Below are 24960 nucleotides of genomic sequence, written 5' to 3' on the forward strand. Positions count from 1 at the left end.
CTACTCTCCCTTTTTGTATGTCAGTACTTCATACTTTTTAGCAGCTGCCTGTTCTTTAATGGAAAAGTATTCTTCGTATTCAACAGGGAAAAAGGAAATATAATTTCCTGCCGACAACAATGATGGTTTTTCATTTTCAAGGTTAAATAACGGCAAAGGGGTTATACCAATAATTCTCCAGCCTGAAGGAACTTCCGCAGGATAAATTCCTGTTTGGTCACCGCCAATTCCAACAGATCCTGCTGCTATTTTTGCTCGTGGCGTTTCTAAACGAGGAGCTGCAATTTTTTTAGCTAGACCACCTAGGTATGGAAAACCTGGCACAAATCCAATCATATGTATTAAGTATTCTTTGTTTGCATGTAAGTCTATAACTTCCTGTTCAGTACAATTACTATACTCCGCAATGAACGGTAAATCTGGTCCAGTTTCCCCACCATAATAAACGGGGATCCTATAGACAATCGAATCAATTTTAGGAGTTTCCATAGCAGATTGATAGATGGAATATACCTTCTTTTCTAATTGACTGTATGTAACGATCACAGGGTTATAAAAAATGGATACGGAGGTATATGCTGGAGCACATTCAATCACACCATCTATCTTCGATTGTCTAAAAATATGTAAAAATTGATTGATTTGTTGATGTACATGTTCACTAATTTCATTGCCAAAAGTAATCGTAATCGCTGAATCCCCTAACGGAACGATTTCAACACTCATTTACTTCACCTTTTTATCATTCGAAATTTTTGATATCACTATTTACTTTATTTAATACATTGAGATAATGCAATAAAAAAATGCTCTAGACTTCATAGCCCAGAGCATTTGCTTATTTTAATTGACTTGTTTTCTTCTTTTCTGTTTTTTCTTAACCCGAAAGAAAAACACAAATCCTACCAGGATGATTGCTATACCTAGGAGAATATTTTGCTCCATATTACCCTCCATTAATCCTGCAGGTATGAGGGATAACACAAAGAAAAAGATAAGATTCCCAAACATTGTCCCGATAATAAAATGTTTAAATGTAATCGAACTTAATCCACTAAGAATATTGATTAGGCTTGTAGGAACGAATGGAATAATTCGCGCCTGGAACACAAAAAGCAACCCATTCTGCTCCATCTTCGTTAATAGTTCAGGATTTGATTTTTTCTGAACCCAGTCATTAAAAAAATAACGACTTCCAAAAAACCATATACCCGCAGCAATAATACTTGTGAACCAACTCCAAATTAGACCATTAACAAAACCGAACAATGCATAGTTTAAAGTGATGATAATAATCAGTGGAATAATCGTAAATGAATTTTGGATTACCATGATGAAAAAGGTAAAGAAAAATTTTGAAAAATTGGTATCTTTCAATGAAAGTATGATTGAGTCTATATCTCCGTTTCTAAGTAATCGGAAAACCTCGGTATTTTGAACCACTAAAAAAATGGCAAATATGATAGCTATAAAAGAAATGATTTTTTTCCAAATGGTAATCACCTATTTTCATTTAAAGGAATCTCATAAGAGTAAATATATTCCTATCCCAATCATACCATGCAGAAATTCCTTGATAAAAAAGATGCCACAAGATAAATTTTGTGACATCCTTTGACCATTATAAGCTAGAGAACTCTTCTACTAGCTCTCCAAACTTTTTCATGGCATTTTCTATTGGTACTGGTGTAGTCAAATCCACACCCGTCTTCTTCAACAACTCAAGTGGGTAATCGCAGCTGCCACTCCTTAAAAAATTCAGGTATGCTTGCAGCGTCTCATTGTCCCCCTCAAGGATTTTAGTTGCCAAGTGGATAGCTGCGGCAAAACCTGTTGCGTACTTATAAACATAAAACGGACGATAGAAGTGAGGAATTCTTGACCAGCCAAACTTTACTTCGTCATCAAACACAACTACATCGCCATTATATTCCCTAAATAAGGCTTCATAGGTTTGATTGAAAATCTCCACATTTAACGGTGTACCCTTCTCCGCCAGCTTATGTGTGATTTTCTCAAATTCAGCAAACATCACTTGGGTAAAAAATGTACCCTTAAATTGGTCAATAAAGTGATTTAATAAATGCTTGCGAACATCTGAATTTCCTTCATGTTCAAGCAAATAATTAATCAATAATACTTCGTTCACGGTGGAAGCTACTTCTGCAACAAAGATACTATACCGTGCAGTAATCTGGGGTTGATGCTGTGAGCTTAATTTACTGTGGACTCCATGACCACATTCATGGGCTAGGGTAAATAAACTATCCAAATCGTCTTGATGATTTAATAAAATAAATGGATGAACCCCGTATATTCCCAAATTATAGGCCCCTGAGCGCTTGCCTGGCGTCTCACGGACATCAATATACCTGGCATCTTTAAACTCTCTTAGGATCGTTATATATTCCTCCCCAAGAGGCGCTAAAGCTTTCATCATTGTTTCATACGCTTCCTCATAAGGGATAACCTGTTTTACTCCCTGTACTAAAGGGACGGACATATCGTATTGCCTTAGCTCATCCAACTGCAACTTTTGCTTGCGGAGCTCAGAGTATCTGTGAAGGGGTGCGATATTTTCTTTTGTTGCGGTTATTAGGTTTTCGTAAACTTCTTTTGGGACCATATCACCAAAAAGTCCTTTTTCTAATGCCGAAGGATATTTCCGAATTCTTGCTAAGGTAACATTATTTTTGATTGCCGCAGAAAGGGTGCTAGCAATCGAATTCTTTAATTCAACATATGGCTTATAATAGGCTTTATAGGCTTCCCTGCGTTTTTCGCGGTCCTCATCCTCAATTAGTTTTGAGTACATTCCTCTTGTCAGTTGCACTTTCTCATTATTGTCATTCGTTATTTCACCAAATTTAATATCAGCATTATTGATCATACCAAAGGTTGTGCTTGGGGCAGATAATGCTTCTCCTAATTGTGATAACACTTCTTCCTGGTCTTTCGTAAGTACATGGTCTTTGTACCGAAATGATTCGAATAAATCCTCCTCGAAGTATTTCAGACCCTTCTCCTCAAGCATATAGCTGTTTAAGGTTTCTTTTTCCAGTCCTAATAAAAACGGCATAAAAAAGGATGTCGAGGCACTTACCTTCACACTTAGTCCTTTTGCTCTTTCTAATAATGATTGAGAATTCGCATCTCTTGTATCCTCGTCTACCCTCAGCATGCTGTAGGCATAGACATGGTTGAATTTATAAGATAATTCTTCTCTTTGTTTTAAGTATTCATAAAGACTCTTACCATCCTGGATAGCCCCATCAAATCCCTTTAGCTTGGCTGCCATTTCTTCAACAACTTGAAGGTCATTCTCCCATTTGGTTAAATCGGAATAGATGTCTTCAAGGTTCCACTTTTCATTAACTGGTACTTCACCTCTAGAAGTGTAGACTTTCATTCAGAAGCCCTCCTTTATAGAATCCTAGCCTACATATATTTTCCAACATATTAGTTGAAAGTGCAATTTAAAAAAGCTGCCTGAGGATTTTCCCCTAGGCAGCTTATGTTTATTTTTTATTTTTCTACAGATTCTTCACCATCTGGAGATAAATTATAGTTATATTGTGTTCGGTCAACCGGTGTAAAGTTTCCAGGAGTATAGAAACGTAATAAGTCTCCGTTAACTACTTTATCAGAGAGCATTAATTTATTTTCAACAATCTTCTGGAGGTTGGTTGCCTCTTCCATCCTTGTTTCATCTATTTCCAATCCTGTAGTGGAGTCGTAAAATTTACCATTTACAGATGAAATGGTTGGACTCATAAAGCCTCCATCACGGAATGGAACAAGATCATCATGCTGTTCAGATAACAGGTCTGTACCAAATTGTACAAAATCCTTTGTATCTGTCCCTAACAAGTGAAGCAATGTTGGAAGGATATCAATTTGCCCACCGTATTCGTGGTTAACTCCACCTTCCATTCCCGGTACACGGATAAAGAATGGTACACGTTGTAAACCAGCACTATCAAAATCAGTAATTTCTTTTCCTAGAACCTTTTCCATTGCTTTATTATGATTTTTAGAAATTCCATAATGGTCACCATACATCACAATAATGGAGTTATCGTATAACCCAGATTCCTTCAAGTAATCGAAGAATTGTTTTAATGCCTCATCCGCATAACGTGCTGTTTGGAAATACGTATCAACAGATTTATCACCTGTTGTATGCGGAGCAATGGTTGCTTCTTCCTCATCCAGTGGATATGGATAATGGTGTGTTACAGTCATAAACTTTGTATAAAACGGCTGTGGCAATGATTCCAACAATGGAATAGATTGCTCAAAGAATGGCTTATCCATTAGCCCATATTCTGCTAGGTCATCTGGATTCATATCATAATATTTTTCATCAAAAAAGTTAGTAAAACCAAAGGATTTATAAATTTCATCACGATTCCAGAAGCTTCCAGAATTCCCGTGGAACACAGCTGACGAATAGCCTTGCTGACCTAAAATCGCAGGAGCTGCTTGATATGTGTTTAATCCTTTTGTTGTAAATGCTGAACCCTGTGGTAATCCATATAATGAATTTTCCAGGATAAATTCTGCGTCAGACGTTTTACCTTGTGCGGTTTGATGGAAGAAATTATCAAAATACAGTGTGTTTTGATCCTTCGTTAATGAATTTAAAAACGGTGTTACTTCTTCCCCATTCAATTTGTAATTTATTAAGAAGTTTTGCATGGATTCAAGGTGTAAATAAATCACATTCATACCTTTACCAGCACCAAAGTAAGCTGGATTTGGCTGTGCATAGTTAGCCTTTGTATAGTTTATTACTTCCGTCATATCGTCACTATTCGCCATAACCCTTTGTGCAGAAGCTTTTGTACTTTTTACTGCATCATAAATCGTGTAGTTGTACATCCCTAAATATTTCACAATATAATTACGGTCAAATCCTCTTGTTAACAATTGAGGCCGATCTGTTTCAGCTAGTCCTAAATTCCCACAAGAAATCGCTAATGATAATGAGAATAAAGCTGCTACTTTTCTGCGATTCATATCTTTAAACTCAATTTTCACGCATCGGAAAGCTAGTAAGGCAATCAACAGAACGATATCCATAAAGAATAGGAAATCAAATGGTCGTAAAAGTGTAACCACACTGCCGCTTACGTCACCAAAATTTTGTGTCTGAGTTAGTGTCGGTAAAGTAATAAAGTCATTAAAGAATCGGTAATACACGACATTGGCAAATAAAAGAAATGATAAAAAGAAATCAATTACAAGTAGTGCAATATATTTCTTTCGTCCTTTAAATAGAAAAGCAAGTCCTAAAAATAGTAAAGATGATCCTAAAGGATTTATAAATAATAAGAACTTTTGTAAAGTATTTTCAATCCCTAAATCAAATTGAGTTAATTGAGCTATATATGTTTTCATCCAAAGGAAGAATACAGCCAAAAAGAAAAAGCCAATATATTTATTTAAAATACCCTGACCCTTTTGAGTTAAGTTATTCATTTTTTGCACCTGCCTTATAACAAAAATTAGTTTTTAAGTTGATTTATTTTATATAAGTTTCTAATACCATTAATCTATCATTGATAATATCAGTTAAGTATGAATAATGTATGAACAAAATACGAACACACGAGGAAATAAAAAATAATGTAACACAAGAATAGTATTATACGGATATTTTTCTAAAAGTCAACCCGGATAGTCTAACAATAATATTAACTCTTATGATTAGTTTTGTGCAGTCAAATCATCGGGATATCTATCAGTGAGGACATAGCCATGCTTTATGGACAAGTCCATATCCAAAAGGCAGGACTTGGGCAAAAATACTTCGATTAAATAAAGAAAAAGCTGGCTCATTCCTCCGCCGTTACATCTAAATAAACATGGCGATTGTTAATTTGACCACGAAAAAGGATGAACACGAATGTGTCTCATCCTTTTTATTTTATATTTTAATCGCTTATTTAGTTTCCATGGTTGTAAACATAGTTGCATTCCAATGACTTCCAGCGGCACCTACTGGAAAGTCAGATTGAGAGGAATCTAACTCATTCATTATCAGCAGAATCCTCTTGATAATGTTCATTTAAAAAAGGATTCTCAGATGGAGCAAAATTTGCGGATAACAAACTCATTTCCGGATCTAATCCGTATAAATCTTTAAATGTCTTATTCATTTTCTTACCGTTTGTATTTTTTAGGTCTTTCTCCTCTTCATTCATTCTTTTCACCCTCTTATGAAAGTTATTTGATCAACCCTTACTTCTTCAAAAGTAATCTGAAAAGTATGGTGTCTGCATGTTAATTACTTTTTCTAGTATGTCTACAGACTTTTGATCACTATTAAGCCTGGAGATGGCAACTAAATAGGTTGGTCTTTTGTAACTAAGCAACATGGTCGTTAATGTCTGTATATCTATAGAAAAAGCCGGTTGATCCTTACTTTGAAGTAACTCTCCCTGACCTTCAGGTGAAACATGCAGTGTAAATATCCCTTGGTTCCATTCCAGCATCGGATCATCCAGCCTAAAGGTTAGTTCTATATCGGTTCCTGTCGCTCTAAAAGGATATTGGGATATAAATTGCTCAGCATCGACAATCCGTGCCATGAAATAAGGAGAGATGGTTTCTTTTATATCGGCATCCTCCAGCCAAAAGGATAAGGGTTCATTCATAAAAATATTTCCAACTACCTTCGACACCATAGAAAAATGGGCCCCAATGAAATTCCAAAGTCCAATCCGTGCCTCTTGATTGATATAGATTATTTCTTTTATATGGAGTACATCCTCAGAGATCCAATATAGTAGATACCCTAGCGGCTGGTGAGTCCCATCATAGTAAACGGCTGCCGTTAATTCATCTACATCCCACCGCCAATACTCGTCCCAGGCTAATTCATTTCGAATCATAGCAGCATGCATCTTACTAGAAAAGAGTTGGTAAACCGTTATTACATCTGGGTGTTCTATACTCAACCTTTCCACATATCCCGGAACTTTCTTTCGTTTTGGTAATTGAACATCTTTTACTTCAAAGGTCATTTTATCTGAAATAATTTCCCATCCTCTTCGTCTGTAATAAGGAATTGAATAGGGAAATAAATAAGAAATAGATTGTTTTCTTTGCTGCATGTCTGCAAGTGCTTGCCTCATCAATTTATACATAAGTCCCATATTTGCGTATTCAGGGTACGTTCCAACTCCTGTCAGCCCTCCCATTTCTACTGTTCGTCCAAAAATATTCACTTTAAATGGGTAAACTGCTAGCTGTGAAACCAACTTTTCACCATCAAACCAGCCTAACACATCTGCTTGATCCAAAACCGGTTTTTTCGCCAGAGCGATTTCACGTTCTTCCCACCCCACCATCTGCAAGTCCTTTTTTGTTACTTGAAACACATATCGTAATAATTGGTTAAACTGTTGGAAATGCTTCGTCTCCACTTTCCCCATCTTGAGTCTGTCTAATCGACTCATGCCGAATACCCCCACAAAGTCACTTAATACATCTACCTTTTAGTGTTTGCATTCGAAGGAATAAGAATTCAAATATTAAAACCAACTTGACACATCGGAATAATTGTCTTAATCTTAGATTACACTATATTTAATTGGCCGATTTGTCAGCAAAAGGCACCTGCTCGTTTATCGGAAGGTGTTTTATTATTTATAAATTTTATTTAAAAATTAGAAAGGAGCGTTTGTATGCTTGAAAGCTATCCAGTAATGCCAGGTGCAGAATCATTTTTCTTTAAAGGAAATCAAATTGGGATTTTAATTTCACACGGATTTGTTGGAACGCCACAAAGTGTCAGGTATTTAGGTGAATACCTTGCTTCCGAAGGATTTACAGTCTACGGAGTTAGATTAAAAGGTCACGGTACACATTATGAGGATATGGAAAAGTGCAGCCACCAGGATTGGATCAAAAGTTTAGAGGATGGTTATTCTATTCTTCAAAAACATTGCCGCGAAATCTTCATTATTGGACAATCAATGGGTGGTACATTAACGCTAAATTTGGCCCATAAACATAGAAGTATCAAAGGAATTATGTTAATCAATGCAGCAATCAACTCCATTCCTCCAATGGAAATGTATAAAAATAAACATATCCCACGTTTTGTACCTGAAGGAGATCCAGATATAAAAGCAAAAAATGTTCATGAAATTACTTATACAAAAGCACCGGTACGGTCCATGCAACAGTTATTCATATTAATGGAAAAAACTAGAGAAAAGCTTCCAGCTATCACTTGCCCAGTATTAGCATTTCGATCAGAAGAGGATCATGTTGTCCCTCCCGAAAACACTAATTTTATTTTATCCACCATACAATCAGATTTAAAAGAAGTCGTTCCATTGTATAATTCCTATCATGTTGCCACAATGGACCATGACAAGGTGTTCATAGGTGAACAATGCAGTTTATTCATTAATAAACTCACAAGTAATGTGTTTACACCCACAAGAATGAAAGAACCTCGCTATTAATAGTAGGCGAGGTTTATTTAATACTTATTTTAATAAGTTTGGAGGAACATCACCTTTTAGCCCTGTCACTAAGTTTGTTGCTGCTATCATTGCCATTTTGAAACGAGTTTCATAAGTTGCTGAGCCAATATGTGGCAGCGTTACGACATTATTCATGGAAAGAAGCGGGTTATCCATATTCACTGGTTCTTGTACAAATACATCCAGTCCTGCACCGTATATTTGCCCGGTTTTAAGTGCATGAATCAAAGCCTCTTCGTCCACTGTTTTCCCTCTTGATGCATTAATAAAGATTGCCGACTCCTTCATGAGCTCGAATTCTCTTTTCCCAATCAAATTTACGGTCTGAGGTGTTAAAGGAGTCATTAAGCATACAAAATCAGACTTCTTTAATAATTCCTCGAGTGAACAGTATGTTGCTCCATACTTTTGTTCGGCCGCTTCGTTCCGGGAACGGTTATGATATAAAATCTCCATATCAAATCCATAATGTGCTCTTTTTGCCACATCGGACCCGATACCTCCCATGCCGATAATTCCTAGCACCTTGTGATGGACATCAACTCCAAACCATTTTTCCCCAAGTCCTGATTCCCACTGGCCCGTTTTAACCCATTGATCTAATTCAGGAATTCTCCTAGCAGTCGACAAAATTAATCCCATAATGGTATCCGCTACAGTGTCATTTAAAACATCTGGTGTATTAGTCGCCATGATTCTCCTCTCTGCCAAAGCGGTTAAATCAAGATTATCGTAACCAACAGAGATATTGCAGACTATTTTCAATTGAGGGGCTTGGTCTAATAATTCATGATCTACTTTCAGACCAGAACCTATTAATCCTTCCGCATCCTTTAGCTCTTCAAGAAATACTGGAAAGTTTTGCGAATCAAGTTTCTCAAAATAAACAACTTTGCACGTGTCCTCAATTAATTCTAAAACTTTTTTATCCACTTTTTTATAAACAATTATTTTTGGCTTCAATGTCATAACCCCATTTCCTAATGTTCAACAACTAAATTATATAGTAATAAAACCTCATTTTATACAAATACTGAAGGATATTCACCATTCTTTCACCATATCAAGGTTATAAAAAAAATAATAGGCACCAAGTTATTTTGACCATATAAAAAATCCACCCTTCCATAAAGAAATGGTGGATTTCTTTCTATAACTTCGTTCTTAGGCTCCAAAGTTCAGGAAAGAAATGCTGGTCAAGAATTCTTTTTAAATAGGGTACACCAGATGACCCTCCTGTTCCCTGCTTATGACCAATGATTCTTTCTACTGTACTCATATGATTGAATCGCCATAATTGTTGTTGATTGCCAATATCCACTAACTTCTCAGCCAGCTCGTATAAGTCCCAGTATTGGTCAACGTTGCGGTAGACGGTCAGCCATGCTTCTTCAACACTTTCATTAGGTTCATGGTTTTTTGATAAATCGCGATTTAGGACCTCAACATCAACAGGAATTCCACGAGCAACAAGCGCTTGAATGGCTGCATCATAAATACTTGGTTTATGAAGTGCCTCCTGCATTTTTTCGTAAATCTGCGTTTGATGCTGATAGACTGCTAGAGTATGAGTATTTTTGTTACCTAAGGCAAATTCAATCATTCGGTTCTGATAAGACTGGAATCCAGAGGATTGACCGAGTTTATCCCTAAATTCCAGGTACTCTGAAGGCGTCAAGGTAGAAAGAACACTCCATGATTGAATTAATTGCTGTTGAATCCTTGAAACCCGAGAAAGAATTTTAAATGAAGGTTCCAAATCGTTGCGGCGAATATATCCTATGGAAGCTGTTAGTTCATGGATAATTAATTTCATCCATAATTCACTAGCCTGATGGATAATGATAAATAACATTTCATCATGGTGATCAGATAACCGGTGCTGGCTAGCTAAAATCTTATCAAGATGGAGATAATCACCATATGACATTGCTTTTTTGAAATCGGTTTGAATGTTTTTCTCTAATTCTAGTTTGCTATTTTCTTCTGATGAATTCATGTTTTACCGCCTCCATCTTTTATTACATTCACCAATTAAGCGATAACTTCGCGTTCATTCGCAAACTTTTCATATTGCTTTTCTATCATTATTTTTTTTAGAACTTGAACCGTTTCCCACACCTCACAATATGAAGAATAAAGTGCAACAGGAGCCAGACGAATGATATTAGCTGCCCGGAAATCTGGAATAATCCCATTATCTTTCAATGCCTTGCAAATACGTGCGGCTTCTTTATGCTCTAGGCTTACATGACCTCCACGACGCACATCATCATGAGGGTTACCTATGCTGAAGCCCATATCTGCTAATTCCTGTTTCAATAAGTCCATTAGGAATTGATTAATCTTTAATGACTTTTCTCGGATATTTTCAATTCCCGCTTCTGCAAAAATCTCCAAGGATCCAAGTAATGGTGCAAGACTTAAAACATGTGGTGTCCCAATTTGATAGGCACCAGCTGATTCAGCCTGTGTTAATGAATGTTCCATATCGAATTGTTTCTCTTTTTTAGAACCAAACCAGCCCGCTAGACCAGGTGCCGTTCCAAAATGTTTCTTGTTTACATATAATCCGCCAACACTTCCTGGCCCGCCGTTTAAATGCTTATAATTGCACCAATAGGCAAAATCAACATCCCATTCACTAAACGAATGCGGAATGGCACCGATGGAATGACAGCCATCAAAACCGATTAGTATTCCCTTTTTATGCGCCTCCGTTGTTAGTCTTTTCATGTCCAAGATTTGACCGCTGCGATAGAGTACAGTTGGCAGAATGATGAGGGCAATTTCATCACTCATGACTTCGATAATATCCTCTTCTTCTAAAAAACGGCCATCCCGGCTTTTTACTCGGATAAGGTGTGTATCCGGATCAAATCCATAAATACGAAGTTGGCTGTGAAGAGCATAAATATCCGAAGGAAAGGTTAATTCATCTGCGAGAATTTTGGTTCGCTTACCTTTTGGTTTATAAAAAGTAGCAACAAGTTGATGCAAATTTACCGTTGTCGAACCTGTTACAATGACCTCATCAACTTCAGCTCCAACTAACGGTGCCATCATATCTCCTAATCTTTCTGATAAAAAGAACCATGGGTGTTTCCCTTTTGTCCAGCCATCAATTCCATGATTTTTCCAATTATTTACTGCTTCTAAGAGAGTTCGTTCTGCTCTTTTTGAAAGAAGCCCTAATGAATTACCGTCCAAATAAATAGAGTTAGGTTTTATGTAAAATTCTTCTCGAAAACCCTTAAGCTTATCATCTATATCCAATTGCTTGGCATTCTCTTTTGTGAGTATCATTTGACTCCTCCTATAGGTTACGTAGTAATTTTATAATTTAATATATGCAAGTAATTTGATACACTGCCCAATCCTTTAAAAATACATCAATTTAGGGGAAAAATTATCTTAGGAAATGAAAACAGCCTCTTCTTAAAATGAAAGTGGCTGTTTAACAGGTTGACTATATAATTATTCGAGAACCAAAAAATATTGGATTTGAGTTGGTGAAATCGCTGTAATGGCTTGTATTTTATAACCGATACTTAGTAATTGCGATAGCGTTTCAGCACAATTTTGACGAGGAGGCTCGATTGGTGCATGGAAGCTTTTATATACTTCAATTAATTGATTATTATTCGTACAATGAAGCAAGACAACGTGTCTGCCAGTCCATGCTTGACCTATCATTGGTTGTACTTGTCTTATCCTTTTCACATTGTTACACCCTCAACTGTTGATACAATAGTTTATGTAAGAGGCCCAGTCCATTGTTCCACAAGAAGGCAATTAAACTTATCACGAAAAATAATCAAAAAAAGGGGAATACAAAGACAAAATTGTATTACCCCTTTTCAATATTATTTATTACGGATTTGTTCTAGGTACAGGTGTTCCTTTTAACCAACTCAAAATATAGCCAACGATTAAACCGATAAGTGCAGGCACCAACCACCCAATTCCTTCAATATAAAAGGGCAGAATATTAAAAGTCCCACTTAAATAATTTTCGAGGAATACTTTATTAATCGTATCTAAAATACTAAAAACAGCAACAAATCCAATCACGGAGATATAAATATATCGATTTTTATTAATCAATTCATCCAATAGACCTAAAATGATAAGGACAATAGCAATTGGATAGACCATTCCTAGAATTGGTACAGAAATTTGCAGGATTTGCGTTAAGCCCAAATTTGCTATTGCTGTACTTATAACAGCTAAAATGACAACCCAAGCTTTATAACTCACTTTTGTAATCACGTTAGAGAAAAATTGACTGCATGATGTAATTAGACCAATTGACACACAGAAACATGCCAGAGTAAATACAATCCCTAATAAAAGTGTTCCAGTTTGTCCAAACAGGTAGGTCATAATGTTAGAAAGAATAATTGCCCCATTTTCAGCTTGTCCTATAGAAGAACTAGCCGCCCCTAAATATCCTAAAATAAGATATATCACTGCTAATAACAACCCAGCACCCAAACCTGCGTACATCATATATCGTGATTTTTCTTTGGAATCGACTACACCTTGTGCTGCCAAGGTGTTTGCTATCACAATTCCAAACGCAAGAGCTGCCAAGGCATCCATGGTTAAATACCCTTCTAAAATCCCTTGAAATAAAGGGTTTTCTCGATAATTCCCTGTTGGTGATTCAAATGAACCAATAGGATCGAATAAGCTCTTCACAAAAATAATTGCAATGAGGACTAATAATATTGGAGTTAATAACTTCCCAAAAAGATCAATCAGTTTCGAAGGATACATACTTAACCATGCGGCTAATCCAAAAAACAAGATACTATAGAATAATAAAGAAACAGGACTCACAGCTAAATTTTCAGGTAAAAATGGGGCTGCTCCCATTTCAAAGGCAAGACTTCCGGCACGTGGAATCGCCAGCCCTGGACCTATGGCAATGTAAATAAAAAATGGAAATAGTAATGCAAAAAGCGGGTGAACCCTAAGGTTTAAATCGTTTAAACTTCCTGCTTTAGCAACAGCAATAACACCTAAAATAGGCAATCCTACCGCAGAAACGATAAAGCCAGCAAGAGCAGTCCAAAGTTGATCCCCGGCTGATTGTCCGAGAAAAGGAGGAAAGATAAGATTACCTGCTCCGAAAAACATAGAAAATAACATTAAACTAATAAAGGTAATTTGTTTTGGTGAAAAATTCATTGTAATCTCCTTAGGAAGAAAATTGTTATTTCATTATAACAAATTCGAATACGGTATCAAAATTGGAATTATTTTTTAAAACTGAAAAACCCTTTCATCATGATTATGAAAGGGCAATACAGGTTTATTTGAATCTCTAAGCTAATTTGTAATGAATAACTTCTGCGTATTAATGTTGTTTAATGAAGATTCTAATCGATCTTTGGCTTCTGAATCTAATTCATAGCGATCATTTCCTAATTTTTTTATTTGTCTATCTATAATAAATAATCCCTTTACTATGTGGGTTGCTCCTAGAGCATTTAGTACAGGTTTAAGGGCGTAATCAATCATTAATAAGTGTCCATATGTTCCACCAACAGCAATTGGTAAAATGATTTTACCCTCGAGACTATTTTGCGGCAGGAGATCCAAATATGTTTTTAACACCCCTGAATAGGAGGCTTTATAAACGGGCGTCAAAATAACAATAATATTTGAATCCTCCACTTTCTTATTTGCCTTACTAATTTCATCACTATCAAATTTTGCTTGAATTAAATCTTCTGGTGGAAGATCACGGACATGAATGATCTCAGGAGTATTCTTAACACCATGAAAATAATTAATGACATGATTCAAAACACCATTTAATCTTGTTTGCTCTGAAGGACTTCCAGAAATAATCGTTACTTTACTCATCATTTGCACTCCCTATCTTTAGTTGATTGATATCTTCTATATTCATTTTCTAGTTCAGTAAGCGATAACTCAAAAAGATGTTTATCTTCTTTCTTATACACATTAAATTTAATAAGTTTTTCCATTAATTTTTTGCGTCTATCTTCCACAGCTTTTCGAAGAATAGTCACCACCCATATCACTCCTATTGGTCGTTTTATTTCATAAATGAAACATTGTTAACGAACGAATGTTGTTCTAATAATTCTCTTGAACTTTCATATAAGAAATAAGCGGCGTTTATTAAGGCTGATTCATCTAGAGTAAAGGCAGGATGATGCCATTCTTCGTTTCCGTTTGTACCAAAAAAAGCAAATGTGCCTGGGATATGTTGAAGATAGTAGGAGAAATCTTCACCGGCCATGGATGGTTCTGGATCAATAACCTGTAGAGACTGCTGCTTAGCGGCTTTCCTAGCAATCTCTGTCACAGTCTTATGATTAACTAGTGGTGGTGGGCCAGAAAACCAGTCAATTTTAACCTTCTGTGAAAAAGCTGTGGCAATCGCCTCTACTATGGTATAGAATCTTGCTTTCATGTCTTTTCGAATTTTAGTGTTATAGGACCGAATGGTCCCTTCAAGAGTGACGTCTCCCGGTATCACATTCCAAGTATTTCCGCCTGCTATTTTCGTTACACTCAAAACAGCGCTTTGAAGTGGCGATACATTCCGGCTTATTACCGTCTGAAGTGCTGTAATAAGTTGACCCGCTGCTACTATAGGATCCTTTCCATTTTGGGGTATCCCAGCATGACTGCCTTTACCGTACAGAACGATGTGGAACCGATCTACCGCAGCCATCATTGGTCCTTCTTTTAAACCAATCGTTCCAACTGGTAAATCTGGTTTATTATGAAGTCCGATGATTGCTTCTACTCCATCGAGATGTCCATCCTTTATCACCCTTTGGGCACCGCCTCCTGATTCCTCAGCAGGCTGAAAAATTATCCGGACTGTTCCCTTTAACTCAGATTGAGCTTCTTTCAAAAGATAGGCCGCACCAATGGATGCTGCAGTATGAAAATCATGGCCGCATGCGTGCATTTTCCCTTTGATTTTTGAGGCATATGGAAGACCTGTTTTTTCGACTATAGGTAGTGCGTCAATATCTGCACGAATGGCAACAATCGGACCTGGTTGTTCACCTTCAATTTCAGCAACAACACCTGTAGATAGTCCAGTCCCCCGAATATCAATCCCTTCCTCTTCAAGCCATTTTTGAATCGACTTGGTTGTTTCAAATTCTTCATTTGATAACTCTGGATATTGATGTAAATGACGACGGATTGAAATGAGGTGAGACTCTAATTCAGTTCGATTCATACCTTCACTTCCTTCTATAAATCAAAGCGATAGCACTTTACTAAAATTTCTTGATTTTGAAATTCCTTTGTTTGATCTCGTTTAAAACCAAGCCATTCGTACAACCGAATAGCTTTATCCATTCTATCACTTGAATGTAAATACAAGCTGGTTGCTCCAAGTTCCTTTGCGTAGTTAATACTGGCTTTTAATAACTCCTGTGCTACACCTCGACCTCTTGCATGGGGATGAACGCCTAACAAGCGAACAATGGGTGAGAAAATTTCAAGCTCAGGTTTTAAATAGGCCTTTTCGGAAGATTGAAAAAGCTGCAGGCTGCCAAGAATGTTCTGATTACTTCTTGCCACTAATATCTTATCGACATTGGGATTATTAACGGAGGCTTTAATATTTTCTAAATACATTTTCCAGCTTTCTGGATTTTTATAGGAATGTTCATACTGTTGATAACTCTCTACTAATAAATTCCTAACCTGTTCCTTTTCCTCTTCTCTTATTTCATCAATGATGATTTGGTTTGTCACCAAAGCAATCACCTTCCTCCCTAGGATTGATTGTTAATTCACCTGTTCTTTAAGAGGTGTAAAAAATGTTTCACCAGATATACGTTGTAAGAAACGACGCGTGCGTTCCTCCTTGGCTGCATGGAAAATTTCCAATGGTGTGCCTTCTTCAACGATTACACCTTCATCCATAAACAAAACCCGATTCGATACTTCTCGTGCAAAACTCATTTCATGTGTGACAACGACCATCGTAATACCTTCTTGTGCAATAGATTTAATAACCGCAAGTACATCACCGACTAATTCAGGATCAAGTGCCGAGGTAGGCTCATCGAAAAGAATAACTTCTGGATTTAACGCCAACGCTCTCGCTATCCCGACTCTTTGTTGTTGACCGCCTGAAAGCTGCGAAGGAAAGTGATTCAGTTTATCACTTAAACCCACTTTCTCCAGTACTCTTTCACTTTGTTGTCTAGCGTCCTTTTTCTTAACCTTCTTTGCCACGATTAATCCTTCCATCACATTTTCCACCACTGATTTATGAGCAAATAAATTGTAATGCTGGAAAACCATGGCCGATTGTTTTCTAATGGCAAGCATTTCTTTTTTCGTTGCATTTTCTGAATCTACGATTATATTTCCAATTTGAACCATTCCCGCATCTGGTTTCTCTAAGAAATTCAGGCACCTTAACAGCGTGGTTTTTCCTGATCCACTTGGACCAAGAATAGTTAAAACCTCGCCTTTTTCTATTTTCAAATTTATTCCTTTTAATACTGGCTGCTTTTTAAATGATTTTTGGATACCTTGTAAATAAATCATGACACGCCTCCTCGATTATAAGCTGTCACCTTTTTTTCAAGTAAAAAAGATAGACCCTCAACCAATATTGTGAGCCCCCAATAGATAATGCCCGCAGCAATAAAAGCCTCTAGAAATTTCAAGTTTACTCCTGCAATAATGTTAGCGGCGCCTGTAATTTCTTTCTGCGATACGAGAAAAGCAATCGATGAAGTGTGTAAAAAACCGACAAATATATTCGTAAAATTAGGAATAGACTGAGCGAGTGCCTGTGGTAAAATAATTCGAATCATTGCTTGAAACTTTGTCATCCCCACCGAATAAGCCGCTTCCATTTGTCCATTTGCAACGCTGATAATACCAGATCGGATAATTTCCGATAAATAAGAACCTGCAGCCAATGTTAAGGCAATTAATATAAACAAAATAATCGGGATTTTATTTGTTTGAATCCCTAATCCAAATTTAAGCGAAATTTGATCGAGTAATAATGGGAATCCAAAATAAATGACCATAATATGCATGATAATGGGTGTTCCTCTGAAAAAGGAAACATAACCATTTGCAATCTGATAGAGATATTTCACCTTATAGACTCTAACGAGCGCAACTGCAATGCCTATTAAAAATCCAGCTATCAAGGGAACAATGGTTAGGATAAGAGTGGTAGGCAGCGCCTTAATAATTTCTTTAAAAGCCACCCAAATAAATGGTATATCAATTGTCATGTATACAATCCTCCTTCTCAAGCAACAGCCGTTACATCAGCCTTCTGGTAACGATTGTGATATTTTTCTAGCATTCTAAATAATTTTTCAAATAATAAAACGATCGTATAGTAAATGATAGCAAGGGAGATATACACTTCAAGGGCATGTGCTGTTGCAGAGATTAAGGTGTCTCCTCTACCCATCATGTCCATCACTCCAATGGTAAAAGCGAGTGAAGTATCCTTCAAGGAACCAATCACAGAATTCGCCATATTCGGAAATGCAATTCTTACTGCCTGTGGAAGAACGATCCGAAAAAAGTTCTGTCTGCCTGTCATTCCGACAGAATAACCTGCTTCCGTTTGACCGTGGTCAACTGCACGAATCGCCGCTCGAAAAATTTCTGCAAATCCAGCACCATTACTAAGGGCGTAGGTGATGATGACAAAATATATGGCTTCCATTCTAGTAATATCAATCGAAAATAACAGCATGAGTATCGCTGGCAGGCCATAAAATACAAGGAATAGTTGTATTAAAATTGGTGTTCCGCGAATAAATGACACATATAAAATAACGAGTTGATTTAATAAAGGTATTCTAAATAACCTAGGTATTGCTGCTGCAATACCTAGGATAAGTCCTAGAATAATAGATGCTGCTAGAATCTGTAGAGTTACCCCAAGATAATGGATAAGTGTCGGAATAAACTCAAAGATTAACATAATATCAAATGCTTTCCCCATTTTAACTCCAACCTCCAAACGCTGGTTCCCGCTTATTAAAAGTTAACGGTATAGTCAGCTCCTAACCATTTTTTACTCAATTCACTTACGACGCCTTCTTTTTTCAATTCGACAAGTGCTTCGTCTATTCTTTTTTGTAAAGGTGTTTCATCTTTTCTAAGAAGGAAATATACCTTTGAATTAAGCAACGGCTCTCCTACTACTTTTTGTTGCGCATCTACGGCGTCGTTATTAAAATCCACAGAAAATGGTGTTGTGATCGTTGCGTCCGCACGACCTGTTTTTATTTGATTCACCGTAGAATCAGGTCCATTTCCTGAATAAACAATTTCAATTCCAGCGTTATTCTCTTTGTTAAATTTTTCTAAAAAAACGGCTGAATTACTAGTTGCACCCACAATAGCCTTTTTCCCTTTTAAATCTTTAATCGATTGAATGTCTTTGTTATCTTTATGAACCGTTACATGAAGTGGAAAAATATTATATGGTTCCTCATTAAAGAGAAATTTCTTTTGTCGTTCCTCATTCACTTCCATCTGATGGGCAACAAAATCAATCTTATTCGTTTCTAAGCTTAATAACAGATTCGAAAATTCCATTGTCTTAAACTCAAATTCATATTCTGGCAGCTTTTCATCTATTTTTCGAACCAACTCAACATCATATCCAGTTAATTTCCCATCCTTATCAATGAAGCAAATATTAGGAAACTGCGTCCCGGTTCCGACTATTATTTTTTGAACCTTTTTTTCATCATTAGCGGTTCCAGAGCTTTCCTTTGTAGTTGTTTTCGTTTCTTGAGAAGAGCATGCTCCTATTACTAGAGCAAGCAGTATTGTTATTAGTGCGATAAATGGTTTCTTCATCTTCATTTTTATCCATCCTTTTTTATCTAATATTTTATTAACCAATTAAATTTATGTTTTTAGTCGGAATTAACTCGAAATAATACTAGTAGAAAATTTCTGAAGTACTTTTTCAAGATGTTCAATTCCCAGCTTCGTTACCCCTTCATACAGTTCATCTTGACCAATTTCTACAACCGGTACATATCTGACACCATATTTAACTTCCAGGATATCTCGGCGCTCATCATGATGGGTAACATCAATTGTTTCGTATTTTATCCCTTTATCTTCTAAATATTGTTTTACCTCTCCACAATAGTGACAACCTTCTTTGGCCCAAACCACAACAGATAATTCTCTTCCCATCTTTCTATTCCTCCCAATTATTTTCAATTTTTTTTATAAAAAAGGCTCTCCATTTAAGATACATAGTTTCTTAAATAGAGAGCCTCTAGTTGTCTAGTTGGCATTCCCACTTCATACTATTAACTTGGGTAATCATCGGCTAATCACCTTTTTAGCATATCGGTTTTCTGGAAAAGGAATTCCTAGGTGATCACGCAATGTATCTCCCTCGTATTCGGTTCTAAAAAGTCCTCGTTTTTGAAGGATTGGCACGACGAATTCGACAAAATCATTCAAACCATTCGGAACACCTGAACCGATAATGAAGCCGTCAGCCCCTTTGCCTTCAAACCATTCCTGAATCAGGTCTGCCACTTTTTCCGGTGTTCCAATGAAAGCTGGCCTTGGAGTAGTCTCTTTTAAGGCGACTTGGCGAAGTGTTAAATTCTTTTCCTTGGCGTCTTTTTTAATTCGATTGGTATGGCTTTGGAAGCTGTTTTTACCTAAGTCACCTAGGTCAGGAAACGGTTCATCAAGAGGATATTGAGAAAAGTCATGGTGCTCAAAGTATCGGCCAAGATAATCAAGTGCTTTATCAATCGATACCAGATTGGCAACTTCCTGATATTTTCTTTCTGCCTCCTCTTCAGTTTTACCAATAATCGGCGAAATTCCTGGAAGGATAACGAGCTCCTCTGCGTTCCTGCCCAAAGCGCTTGACCTATTTTTAACATCCTGATAAAATGCTTGTGCCTGTTCTAAGCTTGGATGTCCTGTAAAGATGGCATCTGCTTCTCTCGCTGCCAGGTCTTTTCCTGCTTCTGAAGAACCAGCTTGAAAGATAACCGGCCGCCCTTGCTTGGACCTGCCAATGTTAAGCGGCCCTTGCACTTTGAAAAATTCTCCTCGGTGATTTAATGGATGCAGTTTATCTGGATCAAAGAATACCCCTGTTTCCTTATTGCGAACAAATGCATCATCTTCCCAGGAATCCCATAATCCTTTTGCTACCTCTAGGTACTCAGAAGCAATTCGGTATCTTTTTGCATGATCTGGATGTTCTTCAATCGTTTTGCTAAAGTTTAAAGCCGATTTCTCCAATGGGGAGGTAACAACATTCCAGCCTGCCCGGCCATGGCTAATATGGTCAAGTGAAGCAAATTGCCTTGCAACATTGAACGGTTCACTATAAGAAGTGGACAACGTTCCCACAAGACCTATTTTTGATGTGACAGCCGCAAGTGCTGACAAAATAGTTAGTGGTTCAAACCGATTTAAGAAATGTGGTATGGATTTTTCGTTTATATGCAAGCCATCAGCAATAAAGATTAAGTCGAACTTTCCTTCTTCAGCCCTCTGAGCCTGTTCCGTATAAAATTCCAAACTCACGCTTGAATCTGCTTGCACTTTAGGATGCCTCCAACCTGCTATATTGCCTCCAACCCCATGAATAATGGCGCCAAATTTCAATTTTCTTTGATTAGACATTAAGATACCTCCCCTTTTTAATTCAAAGTTAATAGCATAAGTATTTCTTAACCTTTTAAAAAGATTTGACTTGCAATATATGGGTAAATTGTATTTCCTATTTCGGTTTTTCCAACAGCATAACGTGGGCTTAACAACTCAAATGATTGAAGTCTTTCTGCTTCATTTTCAACCGGTGTATGTAAAATAAATTCATCCACCTGATAACTTTTTTGAAGTTTTTCTAATACATTCCTCACATAATTAGGGGTTCCTGCAATTATGTCTGCCTTCTGTTCGGTAATTTCATAGGGTTCACCAGATTGATTTCCAAAGACTTCTGCTTGCGCGCGTGTTTGTAATGTCAACGTGCGTCCTGATTGAAGATGGACTTTGACTATTTTTTTATCTCCTGCAAGCTGTTCTGCTTCAGATTGCTCAGGAGCCGCAATAGCAGCTAATGAGAGGATAAATCTCCCTTTTGGAAAACCTTTACGATAAGTATTTGCGGCTTCTTCTAATACCCTATTATCACTATTGATGAATCTAGCAAACACAAATGAGATTCCTAGGTCATTAGCGAGCTGAGCACTACTTGCACTTGCTCCAAGCAGAAAAATTTCAGGTTTTTCCTCTGGAATTGGTGTTGCTTGGATCCCTGAAAAAGGATGGTTTTCTCCAATTGAATTTTCAATTAATTCCCGCAAAAAAGATAGACGTTCTGGGAAGTCCTTACCATCATTAACCGTTCCATATTGAAGTGCCTTTGTAGATAAAGGAAGACCGCCCGGTGCTTTCCCAACCCCAAGATCCACTCTGCCGGGAGCGAGATTAGATAAAACATGAAAGTTTTCTGCTACCTTATAAGGGCTGTAATGCTGGAGCATTACTCCTCCGGAACCAACTTTTATTTTGTTGGTTCGGGCTGCTAAGTAGGCTATTAATACCTCTGGTGAGGAACCCGCCAATTGAACAGTATGGTGATGCTCAGATACCCAAAAACGTGAATAACCCCATTCTTCTGCTTTTTGCGCAAGTAATACCGTTTTCTGTAAAGCAGTGGCAGCAGTGTCACCAGGAAAAATGGGACTCTGATCTAAAATACTTAGCTTATAACTCATTTTTAAAAGCCTCCGTTTTATTCCGACTTACCTAATTGGAAAAGTATGTTTTGTGTTCGTGTTTTTTATCCTATCACTGAAAATATCGAACTGGCAATCCTTTCACTGATAGGAAAAAATATAATATTGATTAAAAAAATCTATTAGGAAAAACTCTAAATGAATTCATTTTTCTAGTTGAATGACATTTCCCCTTTTGCTGACATCTTTCATAAATTCATTCAGCCTTTTTGATAGACCTCCATGACCAAAACGGACAAACTGTTGTTTATCTTGCTCGAGACCTTCACCTTTGACAAATTCTAAGAATGCCAAAAGCTGAATTCTTCGTGAATGGATATTCATAATTCCAAAATCATAAAACCATTGATCAATCGTATTATAAACACCTCTATTGACTTGATATAGTTGATGACACCAAATAAAAAACTGTAAATCTGGCAAATTAAGATATTTGCTTGTTTTGAAAGAATTTTGTTTTTTTGTAAATTGCCCCACAGAATTCAATTTTTGTGTTTGCATTTTTCATCCCCCTTTATTTCCAATAATACATAGTTGAATAATCGGAATTAAAACATTACTTCACTCTTTTACACTGAGAAAAGATAACTTGTTATTTTATTGAGCTTAATCCTATCACCGAGAGGATTGTAATGGCAATACATTTACTGATAGGAAAATTTAATCTTTAGATTAGAAAATTTAATCAATCAACAACATACTTTTCTTCTCAAATTCTTTAACGGATAATAAAATATCACGCCAAAGTTTGGGATATACAAAACCATTATTTAAATGTGTCGCAAAAATATGCTGGTGTATTTGAAGGATATGCGAAACATCTATTTCAATCAGCTTGCCTTGATCAAGCTCTTGTTTCACAGATAGGTATGGTAAAAATCCGATGCCATTATTGCTAAGAATAATCGATTTTGCTACTTCAAGATGGTCAACTAAAAATTCTATCCGAGGATTAACATTTGCCACCTCAAATAATTTATAGATTCGATTCCAGTCAAAAGCGCCGCATTCAAAGAATACCATGGGTTCTAAGGCCAATTGCTGAACGGATAATGTTTCTTGAAATTGAAATGAATGTTCTGGATAAACAACCAACCGGACAGAGTTATTTAGAAGCTCATGCTTCTGAATTCCGCGATGAGTAACCTCCTTCATAAACGCTATATCCACCTGCTTTTGAAGAAGTTTATCGAGCAATACTTCGTTTGGCGCCGAAAAAAACTTAAATCGTAAATGAGGGTTTGCTTTCTTCAAGAAAGGAAGTGCAAAAGGAATAAAGTATTGAGAAGTAATAATATTTGCCCCAATGACAATTTCCTCTGGATTATCTTCCCTCTTTAATAGTTTCTTCCCTTGCTGATAGGTGCGAATAATTTGCTCTGCATATGGGATAAAAGATTTTCCCTCTTCCGATAATGTCAAACTTCTCCCATGACGTAAAAACAAATCGATACCAAGATCTCGTTCTAACGTTTTAATTCTAGCTGTAACGGTTGGTTGAGATAAATACAATGCTTCTGCTGCTTTATGAATACTTTCCAATTGAACAACATAAATAAACGCTTCAAGGTGATCAATATTCATTTTCCCTTGCTCCTTTCCTAATTTATTTAAACAAAAAGGCTCCCTCCGCATGATGCGTTTAGGGAGCCTTTGGTTGACCAATCAGCTAATAACCATTTATATGAATTTTCTAAATTCTACTCCAATAAATCCGATAAGTAAAGTGTGAATTGAACTAATTTTAAGAAATTTTGACATGTTTGGAAAAAAAATAAGTTATATAAATTAAAAGCATATATTCGTTTCATTTCGCAGACTATAAAATTGTTGCAATTTAATTAAAAGGAGTATATCTATGCAGACTAATCAACCACCGATTCCGAACCCTCCGAGGGCAATTACGACAAAAGATTTAATGTACATAAAAGATGCTTTATCTTGGGAGCTTTTAGCATTTAAGAAATTTCATTTTATGGCTGCTCAGGTGCAAAACCCTCAATTGAAGGATGCACTCAATAAGGCGGGGCAAATGCATCAAAATCATTATCAACGATTACTTACTCACCTGCAGATTGATAACAATTCTGCATTAGCTAATTTTCCTAATACGCAGCAGCAGCAGCAACAGTAACTATTAAATGAATGGAGGTAAAGTAATGCCAAATCAGCAGAGTCAAAACAGCAACCAAATTGCTAACCCGCAGACAGGAGAATTACCTAAAGTTAAAACTCCCGAGATGAACGATCGTGATTTTGTTAATGATGCACTTAGTACCTGTAAATATTTAACCGACAGCCTTAACATTGCGGTAAGGGAAGCGAGTCATGAAAAGCTTCATACTGATATCTTGCAAATTCTTACTGAAACCCATCAAAGCTGCCGGGAACTTTATAACCTAATGTTCCAGCATGGCTGGTACAAACTAGAGGCAGAAGACCAGCAAAAACTAGATCAAGCTTTTAGCCAATTCAATAACTATTCATCGCAATTTCCATATTAACTTTAACCTTTGGGGGTAAGCAATTTGAAAAAGGGTGAACAAGTTAAGCTGGTGCTCCACATGCATAAATGCAGTGGGTTCATAACTTCCTAGTCTTCTCCTATTCGTACACACACTTTTCTTCGAGAAGAAAACGGCTTTGGAAAC

Annotated in this window: 27 protein-coding genes and 1 pseudogene; 4 read left to right on the top strand and 24 right to left on the bottom strand. The window is 36.8% G+C overall.

The genetic code is table 11. The features are described from left to right. From pxpB to ltaS, 4 genes are all read right to left on the bottom strand, one after another. The gene (gene pxpB, locus J2Y03_RS13300; RefSeq protein ID WP_132090997.1) at nt 1-726 is read right to left on the bottom strand and encodes a 5-oxoprolinase subunit PxpB; all 726 of its coding nucleotides are present in this window, start codon (nt 724-726) and stop codon (nt 1-3) included. Between the two features lie 117 nt (nt 727-843). Then, on the bottom strand, nt 844-1332 hold the full coding sequence (locus tag J2Y03_RS13305; RefSeq protein WP_310194857.1) for a TVP38/TMEM64 family protein: 489 nt from the start codon (nt 1330-1332) through the stop codon (nt 844-846). A 289-nt stretch (nt 1333-1621) separates the two neighbouring features. After that, complete coding sequence (gene pepF, locus J2Y03_RS13310) at nt 1622-3409, bottom strand: oligoendopeptidase F (protein WP_310194860.1); 1788 nt, start codon at nt 3407-3409, stop codon at nt 1622-1624. Nucleotides 3410-3525: 116 nt separating this feature from the next. Beyond that, nucleotides 3526-5484, bottom strand: a complete 1959-nt coding sequence (ltaS, locus tag J2Y03_RS13315; protein WP_310194862.1) for a lipoteichoic acid synthase — start codon at nt 5482-5484, stop codon at nt 3526-3528. Between the two features lie 228 nt (nt 5485-5712). On the opposite strand from ltaS, the pseudogene J2Y03_RS28940 reads away from it, so the two are divergent. After that, a pseudogene (locus J2Y03_RS28940) lies at nt 5713-5884 on the top strand (DUF3231 family protein); the annotation flags it as partial. A gap of 151 nt (nt 5885-6035) precedes the next feature. Here the strand turns inward: J2Y03_RS28940 and J2Y03_RS13320 are convergent. Continuing rightward, nucleotides 6036-6209 carry a hypothetical protein gene (locus tag J2Y03_RS13320; protein ID WP_310194864.1) on the bottom strand — a complete coding sequence of 58 codons (174 nt, stop codon included), beginning with the start codon at nt 6207-6209 and terminating at the stop codon, nt 6036-6038. Nucleotides 6210-6254: 45 nt separating this feature from the next. Then, nucleotides 6255-7466 (bottom strand): GNAT family N-acetyltransferase, encoded by a 1212-nt coding sequence (locus J2Y03_RS13325; protein ID WP_310194866.1) that lies wholly within the window; start codon nt 7464-7466, stop codon nt 6255-6257. 228 nt (nt 7467-7694) lie between these two features. Here J2Y03_RS13325 and J2Y03_RS13330 point away from each other — a divergent pair, with 228 nt between their 5' ends. Next, entirely contained in the window at nt 7695-8483 is a 789-nt protein-coding gene (locus tag J2Y03_RS13330) for an alpha/beta hydrolase (RefSeq protein ID WP_310194869.1), read from the top strand. Between the two features lie 24 nt (nt 8484-8507). On the opposite strand, the gene J2Y03_RS13335 is transcribed toward J2Y03_RS13330, so the two are convergent. From J2Y03_RS13335 to J2Y03_RS13420, 18 genes are all read right to left on the bottom strand, one after another. Continuing rightward, nucleotides 8508-9467 (bottom strand): 2-hydroxyacid dehydrogenase, encoded by a 960-nt coding sequence (locus J2Y03_RS13335; RefSeq protein WP_310194871.1) that lies wholly within the window; start codon nt 9465-9467, stop codon nt 8508-8510. A 187-nt stretch (nt 9468-9654) separates the two neighbouring features. Beyond that, nucleotides 9655-10503 (bottom strand): tryptophan 2,3-dioxygenase, encoded by an 849-nt coding sequence (gene kynA / locus J2Y03_RS13340; protein WP_132091023.1) that lies wholly within the window; start codon nt 10501-10503, stop codon nt 9655-9657. Between the two features lie 35 nt (nt 10504-10538). Further along, entirely contained in the window at nt 10539-11810 is a 1272-nt protein-coding gene (kynU, locus tag J2Y03_RS13345) for a kynureninase (protein ID WP_310194873.1), read from the bottom strand. A gap of 171 nt (nt 11811-11981) precedes the next feature. Next, nucleotides 11982-12227 (bottom strand): hypothetical protein, encoded by a 246-nt coding sequence (locus tag J2Y03_RS13350; protein WP_310194876.1) that lies wholly within the window; start codon nt 12225-12227, stop codon nt 11982-11984. 150 nt (nt 12228-12377) lie between these two features. Next, a complete protein-coding gene (gene brnQ / locus J2Y03_RS13355) occupies nt 12378-13700 on the bottom strand; it encodes a branched-chain amino acid transport system II carrier protein (protein WP_310194879.1) in 1323 nt (440 codons plus the stop codon). Nucleotides 13701-13841: 141 nt separating this feature from the next. Further along, nucleotides 13842-14381: an NADPH-dependent FMN reductase gene (gene ssuE / locus J2Y03_RS13360; RefSeq protein ID WP_310194882.1), complete on the bottom strand. Its 540-nt coding sequence runs from the start codon at nt 14379-14381 to the stop codon at nt 13842-13844. Beyond that, nucleotides 14381-14554: a Fur-regulated basic protein FbpA gene (locus J2Y03_RS13365; protein ID WP_310194884.1), complete on the bottom strand. Its 174-nt coding sequence runs from the start codon at nt 14552-14554 to the stop codon at nt 14381-14383. Before J2Y03_RS13365 ends, ssuE begins: the two co-directional genes overlap by 1 nt. Nucleotides 14555-14577: 23 nt before the next feature. Further along, complete coding sequence (locus tag J2Y03_RS13370) at nt 14578-15744, bottom strand: amidohydrolase (RefSeq protein ID WP_310194887.1); 1167 nt, start codon at nt 15742-15744, stop codon at nt 14578-14580. 14 nt (nt 15745-15758) lie between these two features. Then, the gene (locus J2Y03_RS13375) at nt 15759-16268 is read right to left on the bottom strand and encodes a GNAT family N-acetyltransferase (protein WP_310194957.1); all 510 of its coding nucleotides are present in this window, start codon (nt 16266-16268) and stop codon (nt 15759-15761) included. A 33-nt stretch (nt 16269-16301) separates the two neighbouring features. Beyond that, on the bottom strand, nt 16302-17072 hold the full coding sequence (locus J2Y03_RS13380) for an amino acid ABC transporter ATP-binding protein (RefSeq protein ID WP_310194890.1): 771 nt from the start codon (nt 17070-17072) through the stop codon (nt 16302-16304). After that, nucleotides 17069-17779, bottom strand: a complete 711-nt coding sequence (locus tag J2Y03_RS13385; RefSeq protein ID WP_310194893.1) for an amino acid ABC transporter permease — start codon at nt 17777-17779, stop codon at nt 17069-17071. The genes J2Y03_RS13380 and J2Y03_RS13385 overlap by 4 nt, the downstream gene beginning before the upstream one ends. 17 nt (nt 17780-17796) lie before the next feature. Further along, nucleotides 17797-18507, bottom strand: coding sequence for an amino acid ABC transporter permease (locus J2Y03_RS13390; RefSeq protein ID WP_310194896.1), 711 nt, complete (start codon nt 18505-18507; stop codon nt 17797-17799). Nucleotides 18508-18542: 35 nt separating this feature from the next. Next, complete coding sequence (locus J2Y03_RS13395; protein WP_310194958.1) at nt 18543-19373, bottom strand: transporter substrate-binding domain-containing protein; 831 nt, start codon at nt 19371-19373, stop codon at nt 18543-18545. 69 nt (nt 19374-19442) lie between these two features. Beyond that, entirely contained in the window at nt 19443-19721 is a 279-nt protein-coding gene (locus J2Y03_RS13400) for a glutaredoxin family protein (RefSeq protein WP_310194897.1), read from the bottom strand. A gap of 132 nt (nt 19722-19853) precedes the next feature. After that, complete coding sequence (locus tag J2Y03_RS13405) at nt 19854-21188, bottom strand: LLM class flavin-dependent oxidoreductase (RefSeq protein ID WP_310194900.1); 1335 nt, start codon at nt 21186-21188, stop codon at nt 19854-19856. Nucleotides 21189-21235: 47 nt separating this feature from the next. Continuing rightward, nucleotides 21236-22288 (bottom strand): LLM class flavin-dependent oxidoreductase, encoded by a 1053-nt coding sequence (locus J2Y03_RS13410; protein WP_310194902.1) that lies wholly within the window; start codon nt 22286-22288, stop codon nt 21236-21238. A gap of 165 nt (nt 22289-22453) precedes the next feature. Continuing rightward, nucleotides 22454-22810: a hypothetical protein gene (locus tag J2Y03_RS13415; protein ID WP_310194905.1), complete on the bottom strand. Its 357-nt coding sequence runs from the start codon at nt 22808-22810 to the stop codon at nt 22454-22456. 180 nt (nt 22811-22990) lie between these two features. Beyond that, nucleotides 22991-23893: a LysR family transcriptional regulator gene (locus J2Y03_RS13420; protein ID WP_310194908.1), complete on the bottom strand. Its 903-nt coding sequence runs from the start codon at nt 23891-23893 to the stop codon at nt 22991-22993. A 274-nt stretch (nt 23894-24167) separates the two neighbouring features. Here J2Y03_RS13420 and J2Y03_RS13425 point away from each other — a divergent pair, with 274 nt between their 5' ends. Together J2Y03_RS13425 and J2Y03_RS13430 are read left to right on the top strand one after the other, a co-directional pair. Next, nucleotides 24168-24443, top strand: a complete 276-nt coding sequence (locus J2Y03_RS13425) for a ferritin family protein (protein WP_310194911.1) — start codon at nt 24168-24170, stop codon at nt 24441-24443. A 25-nt stretch (nt 24444-24468) separates the two neighbouring features. Continuing rightward, nucleotides 24469-24813, top strand: coding sequence for a spore coat protein (locus J2Y03_RS13430; RefSeq protein WP_310194912.1), 345 nt, complete (start codon nt 24469-24471; stop codon nt 24811-24813). The last annotated feature ends 147 nt before the right edge of the window (nt 24814-24960 follow it).

Origin of the sequence: Neobacillus niacini (genome assembly GCF_031457145.1) — a bacterium.
Lineage (GTDB): Bacteria > Bacillota > Bacilli > Bacillales > Cytobacillaceae > Neobacillus > Neobacillus niacini_J.